Source organism: Algibacter sp. TI.3.09, from assembly GCF_038154905.1.
Classification (GTDB): Bacteria; Bacteroidota; Bacteroidia; order Flavobacteriales; family Flavobacteriaceae; genus Algibacter.
Genome location: NZ_JBAKAN010000001.1, coordinates 442,746 through 464,724, shown reverse-complemented (window position 1 = coordinate 464,724; position 21,979 = coordinate 442,746). Strand labels below are relative to the sequence as shown.

Annotated in this window: 17 protein-coding genes; 13 read left to right on the top strand and 4 right to left on the bottom strand. The window is 33.3% G+C overall.

The features are described from left to right. Positions 1-28: 28 nt before the first annotated feature. The 3 genes from V6246_RS01690 to V6246_RS01680 all read left to right on the top strand — a co-directional run bounded on the left by V6246_RS01690 (position 29) and on the right by V6246_RS01680 (position 2,610). Positions 29-1,882 (top strand): T9SS type A sorting domain-containing protein, encoded by a 1,854-nt coding sequence (locus V6246_RS01690; protein WP_341558688.1) that lies wholly within the window; start codon positions 29-31, stop codon positions 1,880-1,882. 104 nt (positions 1,883-1,986) lie between these two features. After that, positions 1,987-2,271, top strand: coding sequence for a DUF2752 domain-containing protein (locus V6246_RS01685; RefSeq protein ID WP_133965625.1), 285 nt, complete (start codon positions 1,987-1,989; stop codon positions 2,269-2,271). Between the two features lie 9 nt (positions 2,272-2,280). Beyond that, a complete protein-coding gene (locus tag V6246_RS01680) occupies positions 2,281-2,610 on the top strand; it encodes a CCC motif membrane protein (RefSeq protein WP_341558687.1) in 330 nt (109 codons plus the stop codon). Positions 2,611-2,686: 76 nt separating this feature from the next. Here V6246_RS01680 and rocD read toward each other — a convergent pair whose 3' ends face one another. Beyond that, positions 2,687-3,967: an ornithine--oxo-acid transaminase gene (gene rocD, locus V6246_RS01675; protein WP_042494738.1), complete on the bottom strand. Its 1,281-nt coding sequence runs from the start codon at positions 3,965-3,967 to the stop codon at positions 2,687-2,689. A 215-nt stretch (positions 3,968-4,182) separates the two neighbouring features. On the opposite strand from rocD, the gene V6246_RS01670 reads away from it, so the two are divergent. The 7 genes from V6246_RS01670 (at position 4,183) to V6246_RS01640 (ending at position 11,556) form a co-directional block, all read left to right on the top strand. Continuing rightward, the gene (locus V6246_RS01670) at positions 4,183-5,352 is read left to right on the top strand and encodes a mechanosensitive ion channel (RefSeq protein WP_341558686.1); all 1,170 of its coding nucleotides are present in this window, start codon (positions 4,183-4,185) and stop codon (positions 5,350-5,352) included. Between the two features lie 223 nt (positions 5,353-5,575). Beyond that, entirely contained in the window at positions 5,576-6,988 is a 1,413-nt protein-coding gene (gene rlmD, locus V6246_RS01665; RefSeq protein ID WP_341558685.1) for a 23S rRNA (uracil(1939)-C(5))-methyltransferase RlmD, read from the top strand. A 62-nt stretch (positions 6,989-7,050) separates the two neighbouring features. Next, the gene (locus tag V6246_RS01660) at positions 7,051-7,602 is read left to right on the top strand and encodes a DUF6452 family protein (RefSeq protein ID WP_341558684.1); all 552 of its coding nucleotides are present in this window, start codon (positions 7,051-7,053) and stop codon (positions 7,600-7,602) included. After that, a complete protein-coding gene (locus tag V6246_RS01655) occupies positions 7,568-8,296 on the top strand; it encodes a DUF6048 family protein (protein ID WP_341558683.1) in 729 nt (242 codons plus the stop codon). The genes V6246_RS01660 and V6246_RS01655 overlap by 35 nt, the downstream gene beginning before the upstream one ends. Before the next feature lie 30 nt (positions 8,297-8,326). Beyond that, on the top strand, positions 8,327-9,892 hold the full coding sequence (locus V6246_RS01650; RefSeq protein ID WP_341558682.1) for a hypothetical protein: 1,566 nt from the start codon (positions 8,327-8,329) through the stop codon (positions 9,890-9,892). 83 nt (positions 9,893-9,975) lie between these two features. After that, positions 9,976-10,686 (top strand): hypothetical protein, encoded by a 711-nt coding sequence (locus V6246_RS01645; protein WP_341558681.1) that lies wholly within the window; start codon positions 9,976-9,978, stop codon positions 10,684-10,686. Next, positions 10,687-11,556, top strand: coding sequence for a hypothetical protein (locus V6246_RS01640; protein ID WP_341558680.1), 870 nt, complete (start codon positions 10,687-10,689; stop codon positions 11,554-11,556). It begins immediately after the preceding gene. A 237-nt stretch (positions 11,557-11,793) separates the two neighbouring features. Here the strand turns inward: V6246_RS01640 and V6246_RS01635 are convergent, their stop codons facing one another. Then, a complete protein-coding gene (locus V6246_RS01635; protein WP_042495324.1) occupies positions 11,794-12,378 on the bottom strand; it encodes an RNA polymerase sigma factor in 585 nt (194 codons plus the stop codon). 235 nt (positions 12,379-12,613) lie between these two features. Between V6246_RS01635 and uvrA the strand changes: the two genes are divergently transcribed. Further along, positions 12,614-15,397: an excinuclease ABC subunit UvrA gene (gene uvrA, locus V6246_RS01630; protein ID WP_341558679.1), complete on the top strand. Its 2,784-nt coding sequence runs from the start codon at positions 12,614-12,616 to the stop codon at positions 15,395-15,397. 453 nt (positions 15,398-15,850) lie between these two features. Here the strand turns inward: uvrA and V6246_RS01625 are convergent, their stop codons facing one another. Together V6246_RS01625 and V6246_RS01620 are read right to left on the bottom strand one after the other, a co-directional pair. Then, on the bottom strand, positions 15,851-16,837 hold the full coding sequence (locus V6246_RS01625) for an aldo/keto reductase (protein ID WP_042503813.1): 987 nt from the start codon (positions 16,835-16,837) through the stop codon (positions 15,851-15,853). Positions 16,838-16,980: 143 nt separating this feature from the next. Next, a complete protein-coding gene (locus V6246_RS01620) occupies positions 16,981-18,741 on the bottom strand; it encodes a serine hydrolase (RefSeq protein ID WP_341558678.1) in 1,761 nt (586 codons plus the stop codon). 483 nt (positions 18,742-19,224) lie between these two features. Here V6246_RS01620 and V6246_RS01615 point away from each other — a divergent pair, with 483 nt between their 5' ends. Together V6246_RS01615 and V6246_RS01610 are read left to right on the top strand one after the other, a co-directional pair. Beyond that, positions 19,225-20,793 (top strand): hypothetical protein, encoded by a 1,569-nt coding sequence (locus V6246_RS01615; RefSeq protein ID WP_133965604.1) that lies wholly within the window; start codon positions 19,225-19,227, stop codon positions 20,791-20,793. Between the two features lie 30 nt (positions 20,794-20,823). Then, entirely contained in the window at positions 20,824-21,951 is a 1,128-nt protein-coding gene (locus V6246_RS01610) for a hypothetical protein (protein WP_341558677.1), read from the top strand. The last annotated feature ends 28 nt before the right edge of the window (positions 21,952-21,979 follow it).

Genomic DNA, 21,979 nt, shown 5'->3' with positions numbered 1-21,979 from the left:
TGTATTGTTCCATATTCATCTAAAAATTATGATAAAACCTACACGAAACATCTATAAAACACTTTTTATTTCGATGAAAAACACTTTAACGAAGGAAAAAACATCAACTCTATCAATTGGATTTGCTCTATTCGCTACGGTATTAACATGCCAATTTGCCGAAGCGCAACTAGCTGTAAGAAACAATGCATATGTTTATGTAAATGATGAAATTGTATTTGTTGAAGATGATATTAACCTAGGAGAACCTGCAAGTACAATCTATTTAAGAACCGATGCTCAAGTGATACAAGGTAGTGGAACTACAGGAAACTCAGGAGAAGGTGCATTAAGTGTTTACCAAGATGGAAATGTTGGTGTATACGAATATAACTATTGGTGCTCGCCTACAGGACTTCCTGCTGCTGCTGCCGGAAATGGCTTATTTGGTATCACGCTACTTAATGATATTGATAATATAACTGATTCTTCACCAGCAATTACAGTACATCAACCTGGCTATAATGGTGATGCTACAGACCTAAAAATAGAACCGTATTGGATTTGGAAATTCGTTGGAGGAACAGCTTATTCTGATTGGATTTATGTTGGAGCAGCTACAACTATAGAGCCCGGAGAAGGCTTTACAATGAAAGGAACCGCTGGCACCAGCTCAAACAACACAGGTGATAACCAAAAATATGATTTTAGAGGCAAACCTAACACAGGACAAATAAGTGTCCCTATCACTGCAGGTGAAAATAGCTTAGTAGGTAATCCTTACCCATCTGCAATAGATGCTCATGCTTACATTTGGGATGCAAATAATAGAAATACTTTTGATGGAAGCTTACTTTACTGGGAACAGGACGCTACCGTAAACTCTCATAATTTGGCTGCCTATGAAGGAGGTTACACCACTTACACAATTCATGAAACCACTTTTAATGAAACAATTACACCTGCTGTCTTTACCACTTTTACTACAGATGGAGTTGCTAGTGGAGTAACAGGCGGATCGAATACAAAAACACCAACTCGCTACATACCAATAGGCCAGGGCTTTATGGTTTTAGGAACAGCTAACGGAACTATTAATGCACAAAACAGCCATCGTGTTTACGAAAAAGAGGACGGTGTTAATAGTGCTTTTTTTAGGTCAACTAACTCAAAAACAGTTACAACAGAAATAAAATCGATATTTACATCAGTACCAAATGAATTTAAGCGTTTTAGATTAAACGTAGATTTTAACAGTGTTTACACTAGACAAATAGTAGAAACTTTCAGTCCGAATGCCACAGAAGGTTTTGATCGTGGACTAGAATCTAGATTACGTGAAGATGATATGCTATCATCTGATGCTTCTTGGCTAGTAAACGATTTGCCATTTATTGCTGAGGCATTAATGTATGATGAAGCTATGAAAATACCTTTACATATTAAGGTAGCAAATGATATGCCGGTAAACATTAAAATTGCAGATGTCCAAAATTTCGATTCAGATTTACCAATTTACATTCATGACAAAACAACAGATCTATATGTTAATTTACAAAGTCAAGACTTTAGTGTAAACCTCGATGCTGGAAATTACACGGAACGTTTTGAAGTGACATTTAGAGCAGACGTTACATTAGCTACGGAAGAACATCTTGTGGATAGCATGGACGCTATTCAAAATAACACAACAGATATACTTAAGGTTTTAAACCCATCTAACTTAGATATAAAATCTATTTTGGTATATGATGTTTCAGGAAAACAAGTAATAACAGAAAGACCTAATAGCATTTCTAATGCTTACGAGCTTTCTACAAAACAACTTAGTACAGGTGTTTATATTGTAAAAGCAACGCTAGATAATAACACAACATTCAATAAAAAGATAATTATTAATTAAACCATTTTAATACTGGTTTAAAAAAGCCAACTAACAAAAAATCGATAAAGCATTTTTTTGTTAGTTGGCTTTTATTATTTTAGCATACTTAGAACAAATAAAACATGCAATCTCTAGAAAAATACATGCTTCCATGCCTAAATAAAAAACTATTTGGTGTAGAATGTATGGGCTGCGGTATACAGCGCTCTATTTCATTAATTTTTCAGGGTGACTTTATTGCTGCTTTTAAAATGTATCCTGCCATTTACCCTTTAATATTTCTTTTTATTTACATAGGAAGTAATATGGTCTTTAAATTTAAGCACTCAAATATTATCACAACAATTTTAGCTATAGCGACAATCGTGACTATTGTAACAAGCTATTTTATTAAAATAATTAATTAAAATTAACACATGGAACAAGAAAAACTCAACCCAACGCTAGTATATGTATTAGCAATTATCGGACTATTATGCTGCTGTATTGGTGGTTTTGGCTTTATTTTAGCTGGTATTGCCTTTTTTATTGCAAATAGTAAAATAAACGCAGCAAAAGCAAACCCAGAACAGTACGATCCTGCAAGCGTAAAAGCGATGAATACTGCAAAAATAGTAGCCTTGGTGATACTTATAATAAACGTACTATACCTAATATCTACTATTTACCAAATTGCTACGGTTGGTTGGGATCAAGTTATGATGCAATTTCAAGAGACTATGGAGCAATATGAAAGTCAACAATAATTCATTGCTAATTTATTAAGCATAAAAAAAGCGACCAATCGGTCGCTTTTTTTTATATCATTTTCAACTAAAACAATTATTTTTCAAATTGAGTTAGTGTTTTTGTTATTATGGAAACACAGTCTAATAATTGTTCTTTCGTCATCACTAAAGGTGGCGCAAAACGAATAATATTACCATGTGTTGGTTTTGCTAATAAACCATTATCACGCAAAGCCATACATATATTCCAAGCTGTATCACTTTCTTCTGTATCGTTTATTAAAATAGCATTTAGAAGACCTTTTCCTCTAACACCATTTACTATAGAACTTGTTTCAATAAATTTAGACAATTCCGATCTAAATAATTCACCTAACTCAAAAGCATTATTAGCTAATTCTTCATCTTTAATAACATCTAAAGCTGCGATACCAACGGCTGCTGCAATTGGATTTCCTCCAAAAGTACTACCGTGATTTCCTGGCTTTATAACATTCATAATTTCGTTATTAGCTAAAACCGCAGATACAGGATATGCACCTCCAGATAAGGCTTTTCCTAATATTAAAATATCAGCTTTTACTTCAGGTGTTCCAGAACAATGTTTATCTGCACAACTACAGTTTCCACAAGTGGCTAATAAACGTCCTGTTCTTGCAATACCGGTTTGTACTTCATCTGCAATAAATAAAACATTGTGCTTTTCGCAAAGTGCTTTTGCCGAAGCTAAATAACCTTCGCTTGGCACGTAAACTCCAGCTTCACCTTGAATAGGTTCTACAAGAAAACCAGCAACGTTTTTATTATTCACTAAAACATCTTCTAGTGCATTTAGATTATCGTATTCAATTTTAATGAATCCTTTCGTATAAGGGCCAAAGTTCTTTCTAGCTACAGGATCGTTACTAAAAGAAATAATGGTTGTGGTACGTCCATGAAAATTATTTTCACAAACTACAATTTCAGCTTCATTCTCATCAATACCTTTTACTTCGTAAGCCCACTTTCTACATAGTTTCAAAGCTGTTTCTACAGCTTCTGCACCCGTATTCATTGGTAATAACTTATCGTAATTAAAAGTTTCTGTAGCGTATTTTTCAAACTTACCAAGCACATCATTATAAAATGCTCTAGAGGTTAAGGTTAATGTTTGCGCTTGCTCTGTCATGGCTCCAACAATTTTTGGATGACAATGCCCTTGGTTTACTGCTGAGTAAGCCGACAAGAAATCGTAATATTTCTTACCCTCTACATCCCATACATACACACCTTCTCCTCTACTCAATACTACGGGTAGTGGATGGTAATTGTGTGCACCATACTTGTTTTCTAAATCTATCGCTTGTTGCGAAGTTAATTGGTCTAAAACAGCCATTTTAAAAAAAATTTAAACGTTTATATCCAAAAAAATGGATATTATAAAATAACCATTCCTTCTCTACCTTTATCCTTTCGAAGTTTCGAAAATTCAGCGTGGGAGAGAAATCATCCCTAGGAATGCCAAATTTATGAAATATTCAATTAAAATGTGTCTTTTTGATATTTAATGTGTCCAAGTAGTAACTATTACTTAATCAATAACAAAAAATCATGGACTATTTAACAAATGTATTAGAACAACTTTCACAATCTATCGGTGGAAATTTATCAAGTGCCTTAAGCGCTTTAATTATCATCATTATAGGTTGGTTTATTGCCGGATTGCTAAAACGAGTTGTTTTTAAATTACTCAACAAAACTGGAATCGACAACAAAATGAAAAATTCCAAAATTGGAATTTCAGGTTTTATAAGCAAACTGGTTTACTTTTTAGTAATGATTTTTGTTTTCACTTTAGCTTTAGAAAAATTAGGAATGAGTAGTGTACTCGATCCTTTAAAAAATATGCTAGACGAATTTACTGGGTTTATTCCAAATATTATTGGTGCTGGTTTAGTTTGCTATATTGGCTATATGCTAGCAACTATAGTATCTGAATTAGTTGAACTTTCTGGAGATTCTATTCAAAAACTAACTCCAAAATTAAAATTACCAGAAAACATTGATATTGTTAATGTGATTAAAAAAATTGTGTTCATCTTTATTTTTATTCCTTTATTAATATCAGCATTTAACATCCTTAATATGGATGCCATCTCGGAACCTGCAACAACGATGTTAAAGGATTTCTTTAGTGCTATTCCAAAAGTAATTTTAGCTGCAATTATTATTATCTTATTTGTAGTTGGTGGTCGTTTTTTAAGTGAACTTATAAAAGACCTACTTAACAGTATGAATTTGAACAACTTTTTCAACAAAGCTGGTTTAGGTGCCGTTACAGGAAACACTAACCTAGTAGCCATTATTGGGAACTTAGTGTATTACTTTATTATTTTATTTGGACTTACAACCGCTGTAGACAAATTAGAATTCGGCTATTTAACCGATATTTTATATACCATTACAAACTATTCTGGTAAAATAATTTTCGGACTTATTATTTTAGCTATTGGAAACTGGATAGCTTCTGTTGCTGCCAATAACTTTGCAAAAAATGATGATAATGCTTTTGTTGCATCTATCATTAGAATTGCAATTATTGCCATTTTCTTAGCCATCGGATTAAGAACCATGGGGCTTGCTGATGAAATTATCAATCTGGCCTTCGGTATTTCTTTAGGTACAGTGGCACTAACTATCATACTATCTTTCGGGCTTGGTGGACGTGAAGCTGCAGGAAAACAAATGGATAAAATACTTAACAAATTCAATAAAAAATAGTTTATCTCCCTCAAAAAAATTAAAAGCTGTTCAGTAATTTACCGAGCAGCTTTTTTTTATATAGAATATTTTCTTATTTCAAACTAAAAAATTAGAGATTATTAATGCTTCTCCTCGCCTTCTTCACCTAAAAAAGAGACTATATTTTAATTGAAATTAAAATTCCATTAAAGTAATTGAAAATAATATGAAATTTATTTCTGGCTATTAGTATTTTTGCAGCATGTCTAGAAGAAAAACAAGAAAACAAGTTTTTGAAAACGTCGAAGTAATTGATGCCGGAGCTAAAGGAAAAACCATAGCCAAAGCACCCGACGGAAAAGTTATTTTTTTACCTAATGCTGTACCTGGTGATGTGGTAGATGTGCAAACCTTTAAAAAGCGTAAAGCGTATTATGAAGGTAAAGCTACGGTATTTCATAAACTATCGGATAAAAGAACCACGCCTGCTTGCGAGCATTTTGGCACTTGTGGTGGTTGTAAATGGCAAGATATGGCTTACGAGCATCAGCTGTTTTACAAACAAAAAGAAGTTACAAATAATTTAACCCGTATTGGGCATATAGAATTACCAGAAGTTACTCCTATTTTTGGTGCTGAAAACCAGTATTTCTATAGAAATAAAATGGAATTCTCATTTAGTGATAGCCGTTGGTTAACACTAGAAGAAGTGCAGTCGGATGAAGATTTAGGAGACCGAAATGCTTTAGGATTTCATATTCCTGGTATGTGGGACAAAATTTTAGATGTAAAAAAATGTCACCTACAAGCCGATCCTTCTAACGCTATTAGAAATGCCGTTAAAGCATTCGCGCTTGAAAATGATTTAGAGTTCTTTAATACAAGAAACCAAACCGGATTATTACGTACCATGATGATTAGAACATCTAGTACTGGTGATATTATGGTTATGATTCAGTTCTTTAAAGAGGATAAAGAGAAACGTGAGCTAATACTAGATTATTTAGGTGAAACGTTCCCGGAAATTACATCTTTACAATATGTTATTAACGGTAAGGCAAATGATACTATTTACGATCAGGAAGTGATTTGCTACAAAGGCAACGATCATATCTTTGAAGAAATGGAAGGCTTAAAATTCAAAATTAATGCTAAATCATTTTATCAAACCAACTCCGAGCAAGCTTACGAGCTTTATAAAATCACTAGAGATTTTGCAGGACTAACTGGTAATGAGCTTGTTTACGATTTATATACAGGAACAGGAACCATTGCACAGTTTGTTGCTAAGCAAGCTAAAAAAGTGGTTGGTGTAGAAGCTGTGCCAGATGCAATTACGGCAGCAAAAGAAAATGCACAATTTAATAACATAAACAACGTTGAATTCTTTGTAGGAGACATGAAGAATGTTTTTAATGCCGATTTTATAGAAGCCAACGGTACTCCAGATATTATAATTACCGATCCACCGCGTGATGGTATGCATAAAGATGTGGTACAACAAATATTAAATATTGCTCCGGCAAAAGTAGTGTATGTAAGCTGTAACAGTGCTACACAGGCTAGAGATTTAGCCTTAATGGACGAGCAATATAAAGTAGTTAAAACACAAGCTGTAGATATGTTTCCACAAACATTTCACGTGGAAAACGTAGTGCTTTTAGAAAGACGATAATTCATTAATTTAGAATTTAAGCGTTCGTTTTTCTTTTAATTAGGAATACATTGTAATAAAGTATGAAATATTTTAAAATTCTTTTTATCCCCATAATGTTATTAATTGTGGGGATAACTATAAGTTGTGAACGTGATGATATTTGTCCGGCTATTACCCCTACAACACCTAATTTAATTATCGATCTTTTAGATTACACCGACGAGGATAGCAGTAAAAATGTTTTTAAATTAGTAGTAATTGGTGTTGATAATGATGGCGCTTTACCAGGTTATGAAATAGTAACAAGTAGCCAATTGGTACTCCCTTTAATTACTACCGATAACACAACACAATATGCGCTTATTAACAATTACGTTCTAGACGATAATGATACGCCAGATGATGATACAGACGATTTTCTTTCCGATGAATCAAACATAGATATTATTACCATAAACTATAGTCGCACAGAAGTTTTTGTATCGCGAGCTTGTGGTTACAAAACTATTTATGAAAACGTAACGGTACAAATAGAAAGTGATGAAGATAATTGGATAGAATCCATACAACCCCTAAATTCAAATCAATCTGTAGAAGATGAAACAGAAACACACTTTAACTTATTTCATTAATAGCGTGCTGCTATTAATATTTTGTGTGTCTGTAAATGCACAAAACGATAGTATCCCGGAAACAGTTACCGACTCTACTAAAATCAAACAAAAATACGGTATTCGTATAGGTGGAGATATTAGTAAACTAGCACGTTCTTTTGCTGAAGATAACTATAGCGGTTTTGAAATAGTAGCCGATTATAGACTTAAAAAAGATCTTTACGCTGCAGCTGAAATTGGATTTGATAACAAAAACACAATAACAGATTATTTAGATATTACCTCTAAAGGAAGCTACATTAAAGCAGGTTTTGATTACAATATGTATGATAACTGGCTAAATATGGAAAACATGGTTTACACGGGGTTCCGTTTAGGTTTTAGTTCCTTTAGTCAAGAACTTAATAGCTACACCATATATAACACCAACCAATATTGGTTGCCACAATATTCATCTAGCGATTTACAGGAGTTTAACGATTTAACAGCGGTTTGGGCAGAAGTTATTTTAGGCATGAAGATTGAATTATTCAACAACCTATTTGCTGGCGTAAACGTGCAACTTAAATTTTTAGTAACCGAAACCGAACCAGACAATTTCCAAAATGTTTACATTCCTGGTTTCAACAAAACATACGATAGCAATAGTATTGGCGTTGGTTTTGGCTATACATTATCTTACCGCATTCCGCTTTACAAAAAAGACAACTAGTATATTTTTAACACGTTTAATACCACTAGAATGAAACGTTCCTTTTACTTTATATTCACCATAGGTTTTTTAATGCTTTGGAGCTCTTGTCGTAAAGATTTTGAGTTTTCTCCAAGCACAGGGAATCTAACATTTTCGAGAGATACGGTATACTTAGATACTGTTTTTTCAAAAATTGGTTCTAGTACATATAATTTAAAAGTTTATAATAAAAGTGATAGTGATATATCTATTCCTTCGGTAAAATTAACTTTAGGTGAAACTTCTAATTACCGCTTAAGCGTAGATGGTATTGCAGGTAAATCTTTCGAAAACGTTGAGCTACTAGCAAAAGACAGTCTTTACATTTTTATAGAAACTACCGTTGATATTGAAAATGAAGCTGCAACATCAGGTCAATTTTTATATACCGATGCTATAGAATTTGATAGCGGAACAAAACAACAAAAAGTAGAATTGGTTACCCTTATTCAAGATGCCATTTTTATATATCCTAATCGTGATAATACCACAAAAGTAATTGAAACATTAACTCTTAACGTTGATGGAGAAACTATAGAAACCGATTTACATGGTCGAGAATTATTACCAAACGAACTTAACTTCACAAACGAAAAACCTTACGTAATTTATGGTTTTGCTGCCGTACCAAACAATGAAACCTTAACTATAGATGCCGGTGCGCGTATTTATTTTCATTCGGAATCTGGACTATTAGTTACTAACGGAGCTTCTTTAAAAGTGAATGGTGCATTAAGTAACGATCCAGAAACATTAGAAAATCAAGTTATTTTTGAAGGCGACCGATTAGAACCAAGCTTTTCTGAAACCCCAGGACAATGGGGAACCATTTGGCTTTTTGATGGTAGTATAGACAATATTATCAATTACGCCACTATTAAAAATGCCAACGTTGGTATTTTATGCGATGGAGACCCAAACGCTACAAACCACAAATTGAATATATCAAATTCTCAAATTTATAATTCAGGTAGTTTTGGTATTATGGGTAGAAACACCTCTATTGCAGGAGAAAATGTTGTAATTAATAATGCCGGACAATCTTCTTTTGCCGGAACTATTGGTGGCAGATACAATTTTACACATGCTACCATTGTAAACTATTGGGATAATGGTTTTAGACAATTACCTTCTGTATTGTTAAACAATTTTGTTTTAGATGAAGATAATAACGCTACCCTAGCCGATTTAGGTGAAGCAAATTTTAATAACTGCATTATTTACGGAAATGATAATCCTGAATTTTTATTAGAACAAATAGAAGACGAAACCGTTGCATTCAACTTTAAATTCACCAATTGTTTATTACGTTTTCAAGATGATAGTAATTTCTTCTCAGATGAAGTATACAATCTAACGGATACTAATCACTTTGAAAATAACATCTTTAATAAAACACCCGATTTTAAAGATACCGATTTAAATGAATTTATAATTGGAGCCGATTCTGAAGCTATAAATCAAGCAAATTCAACTTTTGCTGTACAAGTACCTACAGATATTTTAGGTGTAAACAGAACCACTTCTGCAGATATTGGAGCTTATCAACATATTACATTTCCTGAGGAAGAATAAAAAATACATTGTTTTAATAGCTATGCATATGTTGTGTGTAATTTAAAACACATAACAAAACTCAAAACTATTCAATAAAATATATGAGCATATTCTCTTATCACCTTGTTAGAATTCCATTTACATTGGCGATAAAAGGCTTGTTCTCGAACCCCGTTAAAAAAAACACTAAAGGCCTAATTCATTCTGAATACATGACAGCAATGACGCTAGGTTCTCCAATTATTTCTTCTTCTAGATTTCTTATAAAACAAGTCGCAATTTTTGCTCAATGGGAAAACGAAGAAGCTCTTGAAAACTACTTGAAAAAAGAAAAACTTGGTAAACTCTTGAATAAAGGTTGGCACATACGCTTAGAATTTATGAGAGAATGGGGGAAAATAAGCCGATTCAAAATCCCTGAACAGAAAGCAACATTAGAAAGCGAGCTATCTCCAGTTGTTGCTGTTACAATTGCAAGAATGAAACCTTTAGCAATTCCAAGGTTTTTGCATTGGGGAAGACCTGTTGAAAAATTAGTTCGTGACCACGAAGGTACTTTTCTTTCATTAGCCTCAGTAAGGTTTCCTAATATAGTTTCTACCTTTTCTATTTGGAAAACAGAAGAGGAAATGACCAATATGGTTCACGGTCATAGTGCTATGCCTAAGCCAAAAAGACATTCAGACGCCATGAAAGAGCGGGAACGAAAAGATTTTCATTTTGAATTTACAACTTTACGTTTTAAACCTATTTCTGAATTTGGCTCATGGAAAAACAAAGAGAATTATATTCCTAATCTTAAAAAGAATTAAATGGGAATTGCAATTTTAAAACAAAACCTTCAAGATTTAATTACCCAACAATGGGTGATATTATTTGGAGAAAAAATCACCAAGAATCAATATGAATGGCTTTTAGGTCCTTTTGGAACTACAAAAGGTATTGGTGTAAAATTTATTAAGCAACTAGCTAAAAACGAGCAACTAACAATAGATGAAAAAGAAAATGATAAAGGAATATTATCATCTATAAATCAGCTAAATTTATCTAGTGAAGCACAACATAAATTATCTAAAAACGTCATTGATTTCTACGAAAACACAAGTAATTACGATTTCGATTTAAAAGTAAAGTGGAATCCTTTTTTTAAAGTATTCGGTATCTTATTGAGATTATTATTTAGTAATCGTATTGAACAATTAAACGTTCCTATAGAGAATATCGAGGATTCAAAATCATTAAAAAGTGATATCATTCATTTGTTAGATCCTAAAACAAAAAAAGTTAAACGCACTATATGGCTTAGAACTTTTAAAACATCAGGAGAAGTAGTGTATTCAGGTGTTTATGAAACCTGCGTAATACCATCGGGACAAACGTGTATTAAAGCTATATTTCCTTTACCAAACGGGAACGCTACAGTCATTTTAAGTCCGAGTGTTGGAGAAAACGGCGAACTCATTTTAACATCTTCAGGAAAGAAAATTGGTGATAGTGGTTTTTACTTTTTGCTAAACGACTCCAAAGGAAACTTATGGACTAAATTCATCAAATCATTTAAAGACGAGCTCGTAGTTGGTTCTAAAAATGAAAACATTACGGCTCTACAAACCTTAACGTTATGGAATTTAAGAATTCTACAATTTAAATATATTATAAATAAAAAAACGTCTGAAATATAATTTCAGACGTTTTTTTATGTTTTTTAATTTAAGAGCGTTTCAAACTCCAGATTGTTATATTTCACAACTTTAAGCGCTTTGGAATAGTTGAGAAGAAAATTAATAGTCTCCTCCTTGGGCTCAAGTTTTTCTGGGTTTCCAATAGATTTCTTAGAGTAAATTTTTTCCATTTCTTTCAAATTAAAGTTAATTTAAATAGTAAACGCAGCAAAATTCACTTTATTGTATTTCGTAAAACTAATCGGTTAAAACAATATTATGCTTCTCAATTATTTTACGCAGGTTTATTAAAGCATAGCGCATTCTTCCTAAAGCAGTATTGATGCTAACTCCTGTTCTTTCAGATATTTCTTTAAAACTCATATCATTATAAATACGCATTAACAGTACATCACGTTGATCTTCCGGAAGTTCATCCACCAAACGGCGCACATCGTTTTCAACCTGTTCCTTAATAATTGCTTTTTCAGCATTTAAACTGCTATCACTAAGCACCGAAAAAATACTAAATTCACCTGTGTTATCAAATTTAGGCATACGGCTGTTCTTTCTAAAAAAGTCGATTACCAAGTTATGCGCAATACGCATTACCCAAGGTAAAAATTTGCCTTCTTCATTGTATGCACCTCGTTTTAAGGTTTTAATAACCTTAATAAAAGTATCCTGAAAAATATCGTCGGCGACATCGCCATCATATACTTTCGAATAAATAAAACTGTAAATTCTTTGCTTGTGCCTTTTTATAAGTACTTCTAAAGCACATTCATCGCCTTTAATGTAGTTACTAACTAAAATAGCATCTGTAGTAGGTTCGTGTTTCATAATCATTACTTTATGGTAAAGAAAAACTGGGTTTTCTCAAAAATTAAAATTTTTAAAGTAATGTTATGCGATAGGCAGGTGTTGATTTATAATTAATTAGCTGATTCAAAGATAACAAGAATCGTTCCTAAAAAACAAAAATTAATTATTTTTTTTTAACATTTCTTTACTAGTCATTCTATTTTTTATGCTCACAGAGTTATATTATCTTTGTGAAATTTGCATACAAAAGCCTATGACTACTAATCTTTCCGAAGTTGATCCAAAACAAAACATCATTATAAAAGGTGCCAAATTACACAACCTTAAAAATATAGATGTTGTTATACCAAGAAACAAATTGGTGGTTATTACGGGTCTTTCGGGCTCTGGAAAATCGAGTTTAGCCTTCGATACGCTTTACGCGGAAGGGCAACGTCGCTATGTAGAAAGTTTATCTAGTTATGCGCGCCAGTTTTTAGGGCGTCTAAACAAACCAAAAGTCGACTATATAAAAGGTATTGCGCCAGCCATAGCCATCGAGCAAAAGGTAAACTCTACCAACCCAAGATCTACAGTAGGTACTACAACCGAAATTTACGATTATCTCAAGTTGTTATTTGCTAGAATAGGTAAAACAATATCACCAGTTTCTGGAGATGAAGTTAAAAAAGATACGGTTACCGATGTTTTAAATTACTTAAAAACATTTCCTGAACGCGAAAAAATGCTACTCCTCGCTCCTATTCATTTAGAAGAAGGACGAACTATAGAAGATAAATTAAAGGCCTTAAATCAGCAAGGTTACGCTAGAATAAAAATTAATGAAGACGTTGTTAGAATAGACGACGCTACAAAAATTGGTAAAAAAGACAAAATTTTATTAGTTGTAGATCGTATTATTACAAAACACGAAGAAGATTTTTACAACCGCCTAGCCGATGCCATACAAACTGCATTTTTTGAAGGTAAAGGCGAATGTACCATCGAAACTTTAAAGGATAATAAACAACGTACGTTTAGCAATAAATTTGAGTTGGATGGCTTAAACTTCTTAGAGCCTAATGTGCATTTATTCAGTTTTAACAATCCTTACGGCGCCTGTCCAACATGCGAAGGTTATGGAGATATTGTTGGTATTGACGAAGATTTAGTTATCCCAAACACCGCTTTATCGGTTTACGAAAGCGCCATTTTCCCTTGGCGTGGTGAGTCTATGAGTTGGTATAAAGATCAATTAGTAAACAACTCGCATAAATTTGATTTCCCAATACATAAACCTTATTTCGAACTTACCAAAAAACAGCAACAACTCATTTGGGATGGTAATAAACATTTCGAAGGTTTAAACAGCTTTTTTGCAGAGTTAGAATCTAAAGCATATAAAATTCAAAACCGCGTGATGTTATCCCGTTACCGCGGAAAAACCAAATGTAAAACCTGTAATGGCAAACGTTTACGCGTAGAAGCTAACTATGTAAAAGTAGGCAGCGCTAGCATTTCCGATTTAGTAGAGAAACCCTTAGATCAATTAGCCGAGTTTTTCAATAACCTAGAATTAAACGAGCACGACACCACTATTGCTAAACGCTTATTAAAAGAAATTAATAACCGTTTAGAGTTTTTAGCCAACGTTGGTCTCGATTACTTAACCATAAATAGAAAATCCAATACACTTTCCGGCGGGGAAAGTCAGCGTATAAATTTAGCAACCTCTTTAGGTAGCAGCTTAGTGGGCTCTATGTATATTTTAGATGAGCCTAGCATAGGTTTACACCCAAAAGATACCGAACGTTTAATAATGGTTTTAAAGTCCCTACGCGATTTAGGTAATACCGTAATTGTTGTAGAGCACGACGAAGATATCATGAAAGCTGCCGATAGCATTATCGATATTGGACCAGAGGCAGGAACCTTTGGCGGACACGTTGTTGCGCAAGGTGATTACGATGCTATTTTGGCTTCCGACTCGTTAACAGCACAATACTTAAACGAGACTTTAAAAATTGAAGTTCCTAAAAAACGTCGTCAATCTAAATACTACGTCGATATAAAAGGAGCACGAGAAAACAATCTTAAAAACATAGATGTTCGCTTTCCATTAGGCATGTTAACTGTAGTTACAGGTGTTTCCGGTAGCGGAAAAAGTACGCTCGTTAAAAAAATATTACACCCAGCTTTACAGAAAAAGTTAACCGATTTTGGAGACAAGCCCGGACAATTTTCTAGTTTAGAAGGCAATTTTACAAACATAAAACAAATTGAATTTGTAGATCAAAACCCTATTGGACGCTCATCTCGATCCAATCCGGTTACTTATATAAAAGCTTACGATGATATTCGTGCCTTATTTTCGAAGCAAAAATTAAGTATCATTAGAAACTATCAAGCCAAACACTTTTCATTTAATGTAGATGGAGGACGTTGCGAAACCTGTAAAGGTGAAGGCGAAGTGACTATAGAAATGCAATTTATGGCCGATGTGCACCTAGAGTGTGAAACCTGTAAAGGCAAGCGTTTTAAAAAAGAAGTACTCGAAGTTACCTTTGCAGATAAAAATATAGACGATATTTTAAACCTAACTATAGACGATGCCGTGGCTTTTTTCGAGGCCAACGATCAGGCTAAAATCAAGAACAAACTCCAACCGCTGCAAGATGTAGGTTTGGGCTATGTAACCCTTGGGCAAAGCTCCTCTACCCTTTCTGGTGGCGAGGCCCAGCGTATTAAACTAGCGTCATTTTTGGGTAAAGGCAACAAAAAGGAAAAGGCACTCTTTATTTTCGATGAACCTACAACGGGACTGCATTTTCACGATATTCAAAAACTATTAAAATCTTTTAATGCTTTAATAGAAAACGGACATTCTATTATTGTTGTAGAACATAATATAGAGCTTATTAAATGTGCCGATTTTATTATCGATTTAGGACCTAAAGGTGGTGAAACCGGTGGAAACCTTGTTGCTGTAGGAACTCCCGAAGAAATTATAAAAACTAAAACTTCGGAAATCGGAAAATATTTAGCCGAGAAAATTTAGATTTATTTTTAGGGCGTTACCCGAAAAGGGTCGGGCTATCACTACTCAATCTTTTTGTTTTTTTAAGGAAAACAAAAAGGATTTCAAACATGCCGTTCTATCCCTAACGCGGGGAAGTGAACCGTTTTTTAAGTAGGCAGTTTTCAGTCTCAGTATTTAGTGCTTACTCTGCTGGAAAAATCGGTTGTTTTCAGTTTGCAATATTCAATACACACTTAGATAACTGAATACACTGTATAAGTAACAAAACGAGACAATAAACACTGCTTTACGAACTATCGCTGCAAACTATGCGCAAGGGATTGCAGAGTAAAGCCCACAGCCTAACGAAGGAAGTGCGAGGAATTGCAACGAAAAGCCCGACCCATTTCGGGTTGCGCCAAAATAATTTATATATACAGAATAAATTACTATAGCTGAGTTACAAAAAATGTATATCAGGTATAATTATTACTAATATCCACCACGAATTTCTTGATGAATTTGTGTATTGTATAAATCGATTAACGCCTCCTGAACCTCTTGTGACAATGCTTCTAAAGTTGAAGCTTCCGCATTAGAAATAACATGTTTTGGCGAGCTTGCGCCCGGAATAATAGTACTCACCGCCTCATGATCGAGCAACCAACGCAAGGCCAATTGCACCATGGATAGGTGGCTTGGTAGAATATCTTTTTTTATAGTTTCTACAAATTCTATACCTTTTTGAAATGGCAGACCTGCAAAGGTTTCGCCCACGTTAAAGGCTTCTCCGTTTTTATTGTAATTACGATGGTCGTTTTCTGGAAAAACCGTGTCTTTTGTGAATTTACCCGATAATAATCCGCTTGCCAAAGGTAAACGTACAATAATACCAACACCTTTAACCTGAGCTTGTGGCAACAAATCTGTAACCAGTTTTTGTCTGAATATATTGAATATTACTTGTAGTGAAAGTAAGCCTTCTTGCTTAAGGCAAATTAAACCTTCTTCCACGGTTTCTACGCTAGCACCAAAATGTTTTATAAGTCCTTCTGCTTTTAATTCGCGTAACCAATCAAAAACATCACCGTCTTTTAAATATTGAATTGGGATGCAATGGAGTTGTAGTAAATCTAAAGATTCGACACCTAAACGTGCTATAGAAGCTTCTACACTTTGGCGTAAAATGGCTTTGGTATATTTATTTGGGTATGCATTGTCTGCGCGACCAAATTTAGTTGCTACACGTATTGGTGTTTGGGTGGTTTTTAGAAATTCGCCAATTAAGGTTTCACTTTTTCCGTTACCATAAACATCTGCGGTATCAAAAAAGGTGATGCCGCTTTTTACGGCTTCATTTAAAATCTCGAAGCCAGCTTCTTGAGATAGTCCTTCTCCCCAATCTGCTCCTAATTGCCAACAGCCTAAACCAACTTCACTAACTCTAAATCCGTGTATTCCTAATTCTCTTTTTTGCATACCGTAAAGTTATACTTAAAAAGAGAACTGTTAAAAACATTAAAACGATTTTAACACAACCTTTCTTTGAAACTTTAATTAAAGAAAAACACCTTTCATGACATCATGAAAGGTGTTTTTAATTTTTAATAAAGAGTATATTATTAGTTTATGCGTTTACCTGTAATTTCTCGTCCACCTTGCAATAGCGTTACACTTTCTATGTTTCCAGAATTACCTTTATTAAAAGTTAGCTGTGCGGTAACTACTTTTAAATAAAATACGTTTTCAGATTTAGGAAACACATCAAACACGGGTTGTCCTGTTGCTTGAGTTTTAAGTTGACTGCCTTCTCGATTAACAGCAAGAATAAACCCAGGCATAAGTTGATAATTACCAATGTAGGTTTCTAAAATAGCTTCTGGCACTTCAACATTTTTTAACAAATCGCTTACATCTTCTCCTAATTTTTTTAAAAAATCTATGCCGTTTTGATTAGCTGGATTTAACGTGACCGATTTTTTATAATTTATAATAGCTAAGTCTTTTTTACCGGAAGTCATTAAAGCTTCAGCATAACTATCATAAGCATTCGACGATTTTGGAAATTCATTAACAATTAACTCAAATACTTTAACCGAGGCTTCTATATTGTTAGACCCCATCAGTTGGTATCCCATAGCATTTAAGTCACTTTCTTCTAAATTATAAAGTTCGGAGTCTTTAATTTCATTGTAATGAGTAATTCCCGCATCGATACCTTTTGCTTCTATAACGGTTAGCATAGCATCTGCTACCGATTTTTTAGGCATGCTATACGTTTTGTTATTTATAATACCCAAAATAGCATTTGTTATGTTACTAAGTGGAGCGCCTCCTGTATTATTTAAAAGAACTATTAATGATTTATCTGAAGGTGTTCTAAGTATATTGGTATTAAATCCGTTAATTCCTCCTCCATGCTGAATAGCATAAATACTATCTGTAGAAGTACCAATTTTACTGTAACCAACACCCCAACCGTAAGCGTAATGACTGTTGCCCCAAGCTGAAATTTGAGGTTTAAAATAGAGTTCCATATATTTTTTGGATAGCAGTTTATTTGTGTAAAGTGCTTGATCCCATAAATATAAATCTTCGGCTGTTGAATACATCGAACCTGCCGCATAAGGAATAGACATATCTAAATACTTCGAGTTTTTATAACTACCTGCATTTTTCTCGTAACCTGTTGCTCTATTTTTTAAAATATCGCTGTGGTTATCAAAACCTGTAGCATGCATATCTAATGGTTTAAAAATCTTTTCGCTTAATAAAACCCCATAGCTTTTATCTGTTAATTTTTCAGCAATAACACCCAATAAAAAATATCCAGAATTACTATAATTGAAACGTTCTCCCGGTTTAAAGTCTAAATTTTTATCTTGGAATTTTTCAATAAACGCTTCTGGAGTGTATGGGTTTCGACTTTCATCTTCCATAAACCCTGGAAAAGAGGTGTAATTTGGAATACCCGACGTATGCGTTAATAAATGATGTATCGTGATTATGTTTCCCGCTTCTTTAGGATAATCTGGAAGATAAGAGGTTATTGGGGCTTGTAAATCTAGCTTTCCATCTTGAGCCAATTGTAAAATAAGCATTGCTGTAAACTGCTTAGTTATGGAACCTAGACGGTGTTTTGTATTGGATGCATTTGGCATATCCCATTCCATATTTGCCATTCCGTAACCCTTTTTAAAAATAACCTCTCCTTTATTTGCCACTAAAACAGAACCATTAAACTTACCGTACTCTACATATTTACTTATAAGTTGGTCTATTTTATCTGCTTTGGTTTGTGCAAACGTAACATGACAAACTAACAATACCGCTAATACCAAGAAAACCTTTTTTAGGCTTAAAAATTTTAATTGTGATTTCATAAGATGTTTTTTGATTGATTGATTGATTGATTGATTGATTGATTGATTGATTGATTGAACTTATTATGATTATTAATGTATGACGATTAATAACACCTATAAGTTACAGTAAATTTCAAAATAAACTCTTTAAATTAAAAAATGATTGAAGTTTAAAAATACAAAAAGTATATAATCGCTTTGATAAGCCAGGTTAAATTAGTAGCTATTTTGTGTTAGCGAAAAGCATAAGCAGAACTTAATAAAAACAATAAACATAGCTTTATAAACCACAGTTGCAAACTATGCGCAAGGGATAGTAGTGAAAAGCCCACAGTAGTAACAATGGTAATTGTTGCTACGCGGACTTGTAGCGGATAGCCCGACCCTTTTCGGGTTGCGCCAAAATTAAAAAGAAGCATACTATTCGACCTACTACTAATTATAACCGTTTTGTTTTCATTTGTTTATCGTAACTTGCGATCCGAAAAATTAAATTGCAGTATGTTTACTCCTCGAAACAAAAAAGCGAGAATTCTCTTTTTTAAAACTTTTTCCTTTTTATTAATATTTATTCTAACAGGTTGCTATTCTTATAAATGGGCCAACTATAATGGCACACTTTTAAGCGAGGCTCCAAATGCAATAAAAACTTATTTTGATGCTTCTCCAAACGGTATTATGACTATAAATGCCATTAGCCCAAGTGAGGATTATGCTTTTGATGCTTGGGAAAAAGATCGTGTTTATGCAAAAGATAGTTTGGCTATGCATTTTAATACTGTAGAGCTAAAATTACATAACACCATGCCGGAAGGTACTGTTATTGTTGACTTTACTTTTATGGATGGTAAAGGAAATAAAGTAATTGTTTCTGATTTTGATTTACTTAGAATTGTTCCTAAATTTAATTCTAACGGCCAACATTTGTATCCTGAATTACTTTTAGAGGAGTTTAATAGATACGGGGTTAGCTTAAGAAAAGAGTTTAATGAATTTAGTATTATTACTCCAGAAACAACTTCAATAGAAGATAAAAATGCACTAAATAGAGTGTACAGAACAGGTATTACAAATGGTTGCCTTTCTGGAGGTAAATGGGAATTTAACTTGAATACGGAGGATTTTTCAGATTTCGATAGTCGCCTTCATAATAACATCAATTTTAACCAATCGAAAATTTTAGCGCACTCTTGGTTTTTACTCGATAAGTCTTTTTACAAACATTTAATCGCCCTTAAAAACCCTAACATTGATTTAAAAGATGTTGATTTAACGGGTTTTAATTATGATACACTATCTGAACAATCGCAAAATATTGTTATTGATTTTGATGCTTTAAGAAATCCGATAAAAAAAGTATGGAAAACAGAAATGCTCGAGATAGGCTATAAGTCTGAAAGACCAATTGAACTATTGGATATGGAAGAACATTATAAAATTGAATACGGCTTATTCCTTAATAATAACTTAGCGAGTATTTCTAAGGAAACGTATAAAAGTATTTTAGATCCGGAAAAGCAACCTATAAAATTAGCCCAATTTAGAGATGAAGGTTTCTACTCTAATAAAACGCCGTTAACCTTTGATATGAATTGGTTAAAACACCTAGACAACATATCTATAAGTGCTATTGATATAAAGGATACCGAATGCTTAAGTGAGATACAAATTACAGGAAAATGGGCTCCATTTACGCTTACCATAACAAATGTAGATTTAGCAATGATACAGGAACAAAAACTTTATGGCCTTCATTATGGATTTAATGTTTATCCAAAAGGTCGCCGCTATAACCCTGCGCAACCTACAATAAATTTTGATAGTGATTTAATGCCAAAGGCTTATGAGCAGTCTTTACTTTTAACGGATAAGCATACCGGTAAATGGGTTGATAATTTTAAAAAAGGACTGAGTAAAGTGTACCTAACCTACCCTACTTTAGAAAAAGATGTGCTCGATATTTATTTAATATCCTACGAGCGTATTCTGCCTTTATGGATGGGTCGTGTAAAATTACCTAAAGAATTAAGAGAAAAAGTACGTATTAGAAACCAACTTTACAATTACTAATAGTATACACCTAGTCCAAATTTTACTATAATGAAAAAATCTATTTACACGCTTACTCTTATTTTTTGTTTCTTACTTTCATCTACATATGCACAAAGCTCTTTAAAACGCTCTAAGCAAGACCACCGATTTCATTATTTACAAGCTAATATCCATTTTGGATATTTGGATGGAGATACTTCAAATTTTGACTTATCAACGTCTGGACCAAAGAATAGATTGGTTTATCAATATTTTACAAAAAACCAACGCTTACAACAAAAAGGCTATATAAGAAACGTCGCTTTAACCAGTTTTAAATCTCAAATATCTTTAGATTTCTTAGGAAGTTTAAATGATAAAACCTCACTTAATTATCAATTAAAATTACAAAATGTAGGGTTATCTTTTGGAACAAAATGGGATAGAACAAGCTTTTTTGTAGGCTATTCTAATATAAAATTTGGACATAACCCCAAAATAGATCCCGTAACATCTTTTATAGCAAATAGCCTGAGTCTCGATTTAGGATTCACTCAAGATTTAGGAGCTACTTTTAAAACAGCAATTTCTGAAAAACTTGATTTTGAAGCTGGCTTTTATTCTGGAGGATTATTAAGAGATCCATTGGTTAGCTATGCACCAAACCTTACGGACGCTCAAAAAATAAATAGAAGTGCTGTAGAATTTATTAATCCAAATTTTAATGGCTCTTGGCTAGGTACTGCACGTATAGGCTCACCTTTATTTAAATCTTTTGAATATGGATTAATTGCCATGACCGGAAAAACTGGAGAAGGTATTAACGAACGTTACTTAACAAGAATTGGTGCAGACGTTGTGAAAAAATTAGGTGAAAAACTCAAGTTTGAATCGCAACTGCATGGTGGACCAAATTTTTACCAAAACCGGGATAACAGTATAGATTTAGCACTACAAAACAATATAGAGCTTTATATTAAAGGTGTTTTTGTTATTAATACATCTAACGCTATATTATTAAACCTACCTAATAATAGTAGCGACAGAGAAACTAAAGGAAACCTTGTAAACAGTTTATCTTACGTAGTTTCTCCACATACTCGAGTAAGGTTAAATCATTTTTACAATTATGGAAACCTGATTAACAAAAACTGGGGATTAACTTTTCAATTAGTAACTGGTATTGGAAAACGCTAAAATCTTGTAATAACAACTTTTAATACCA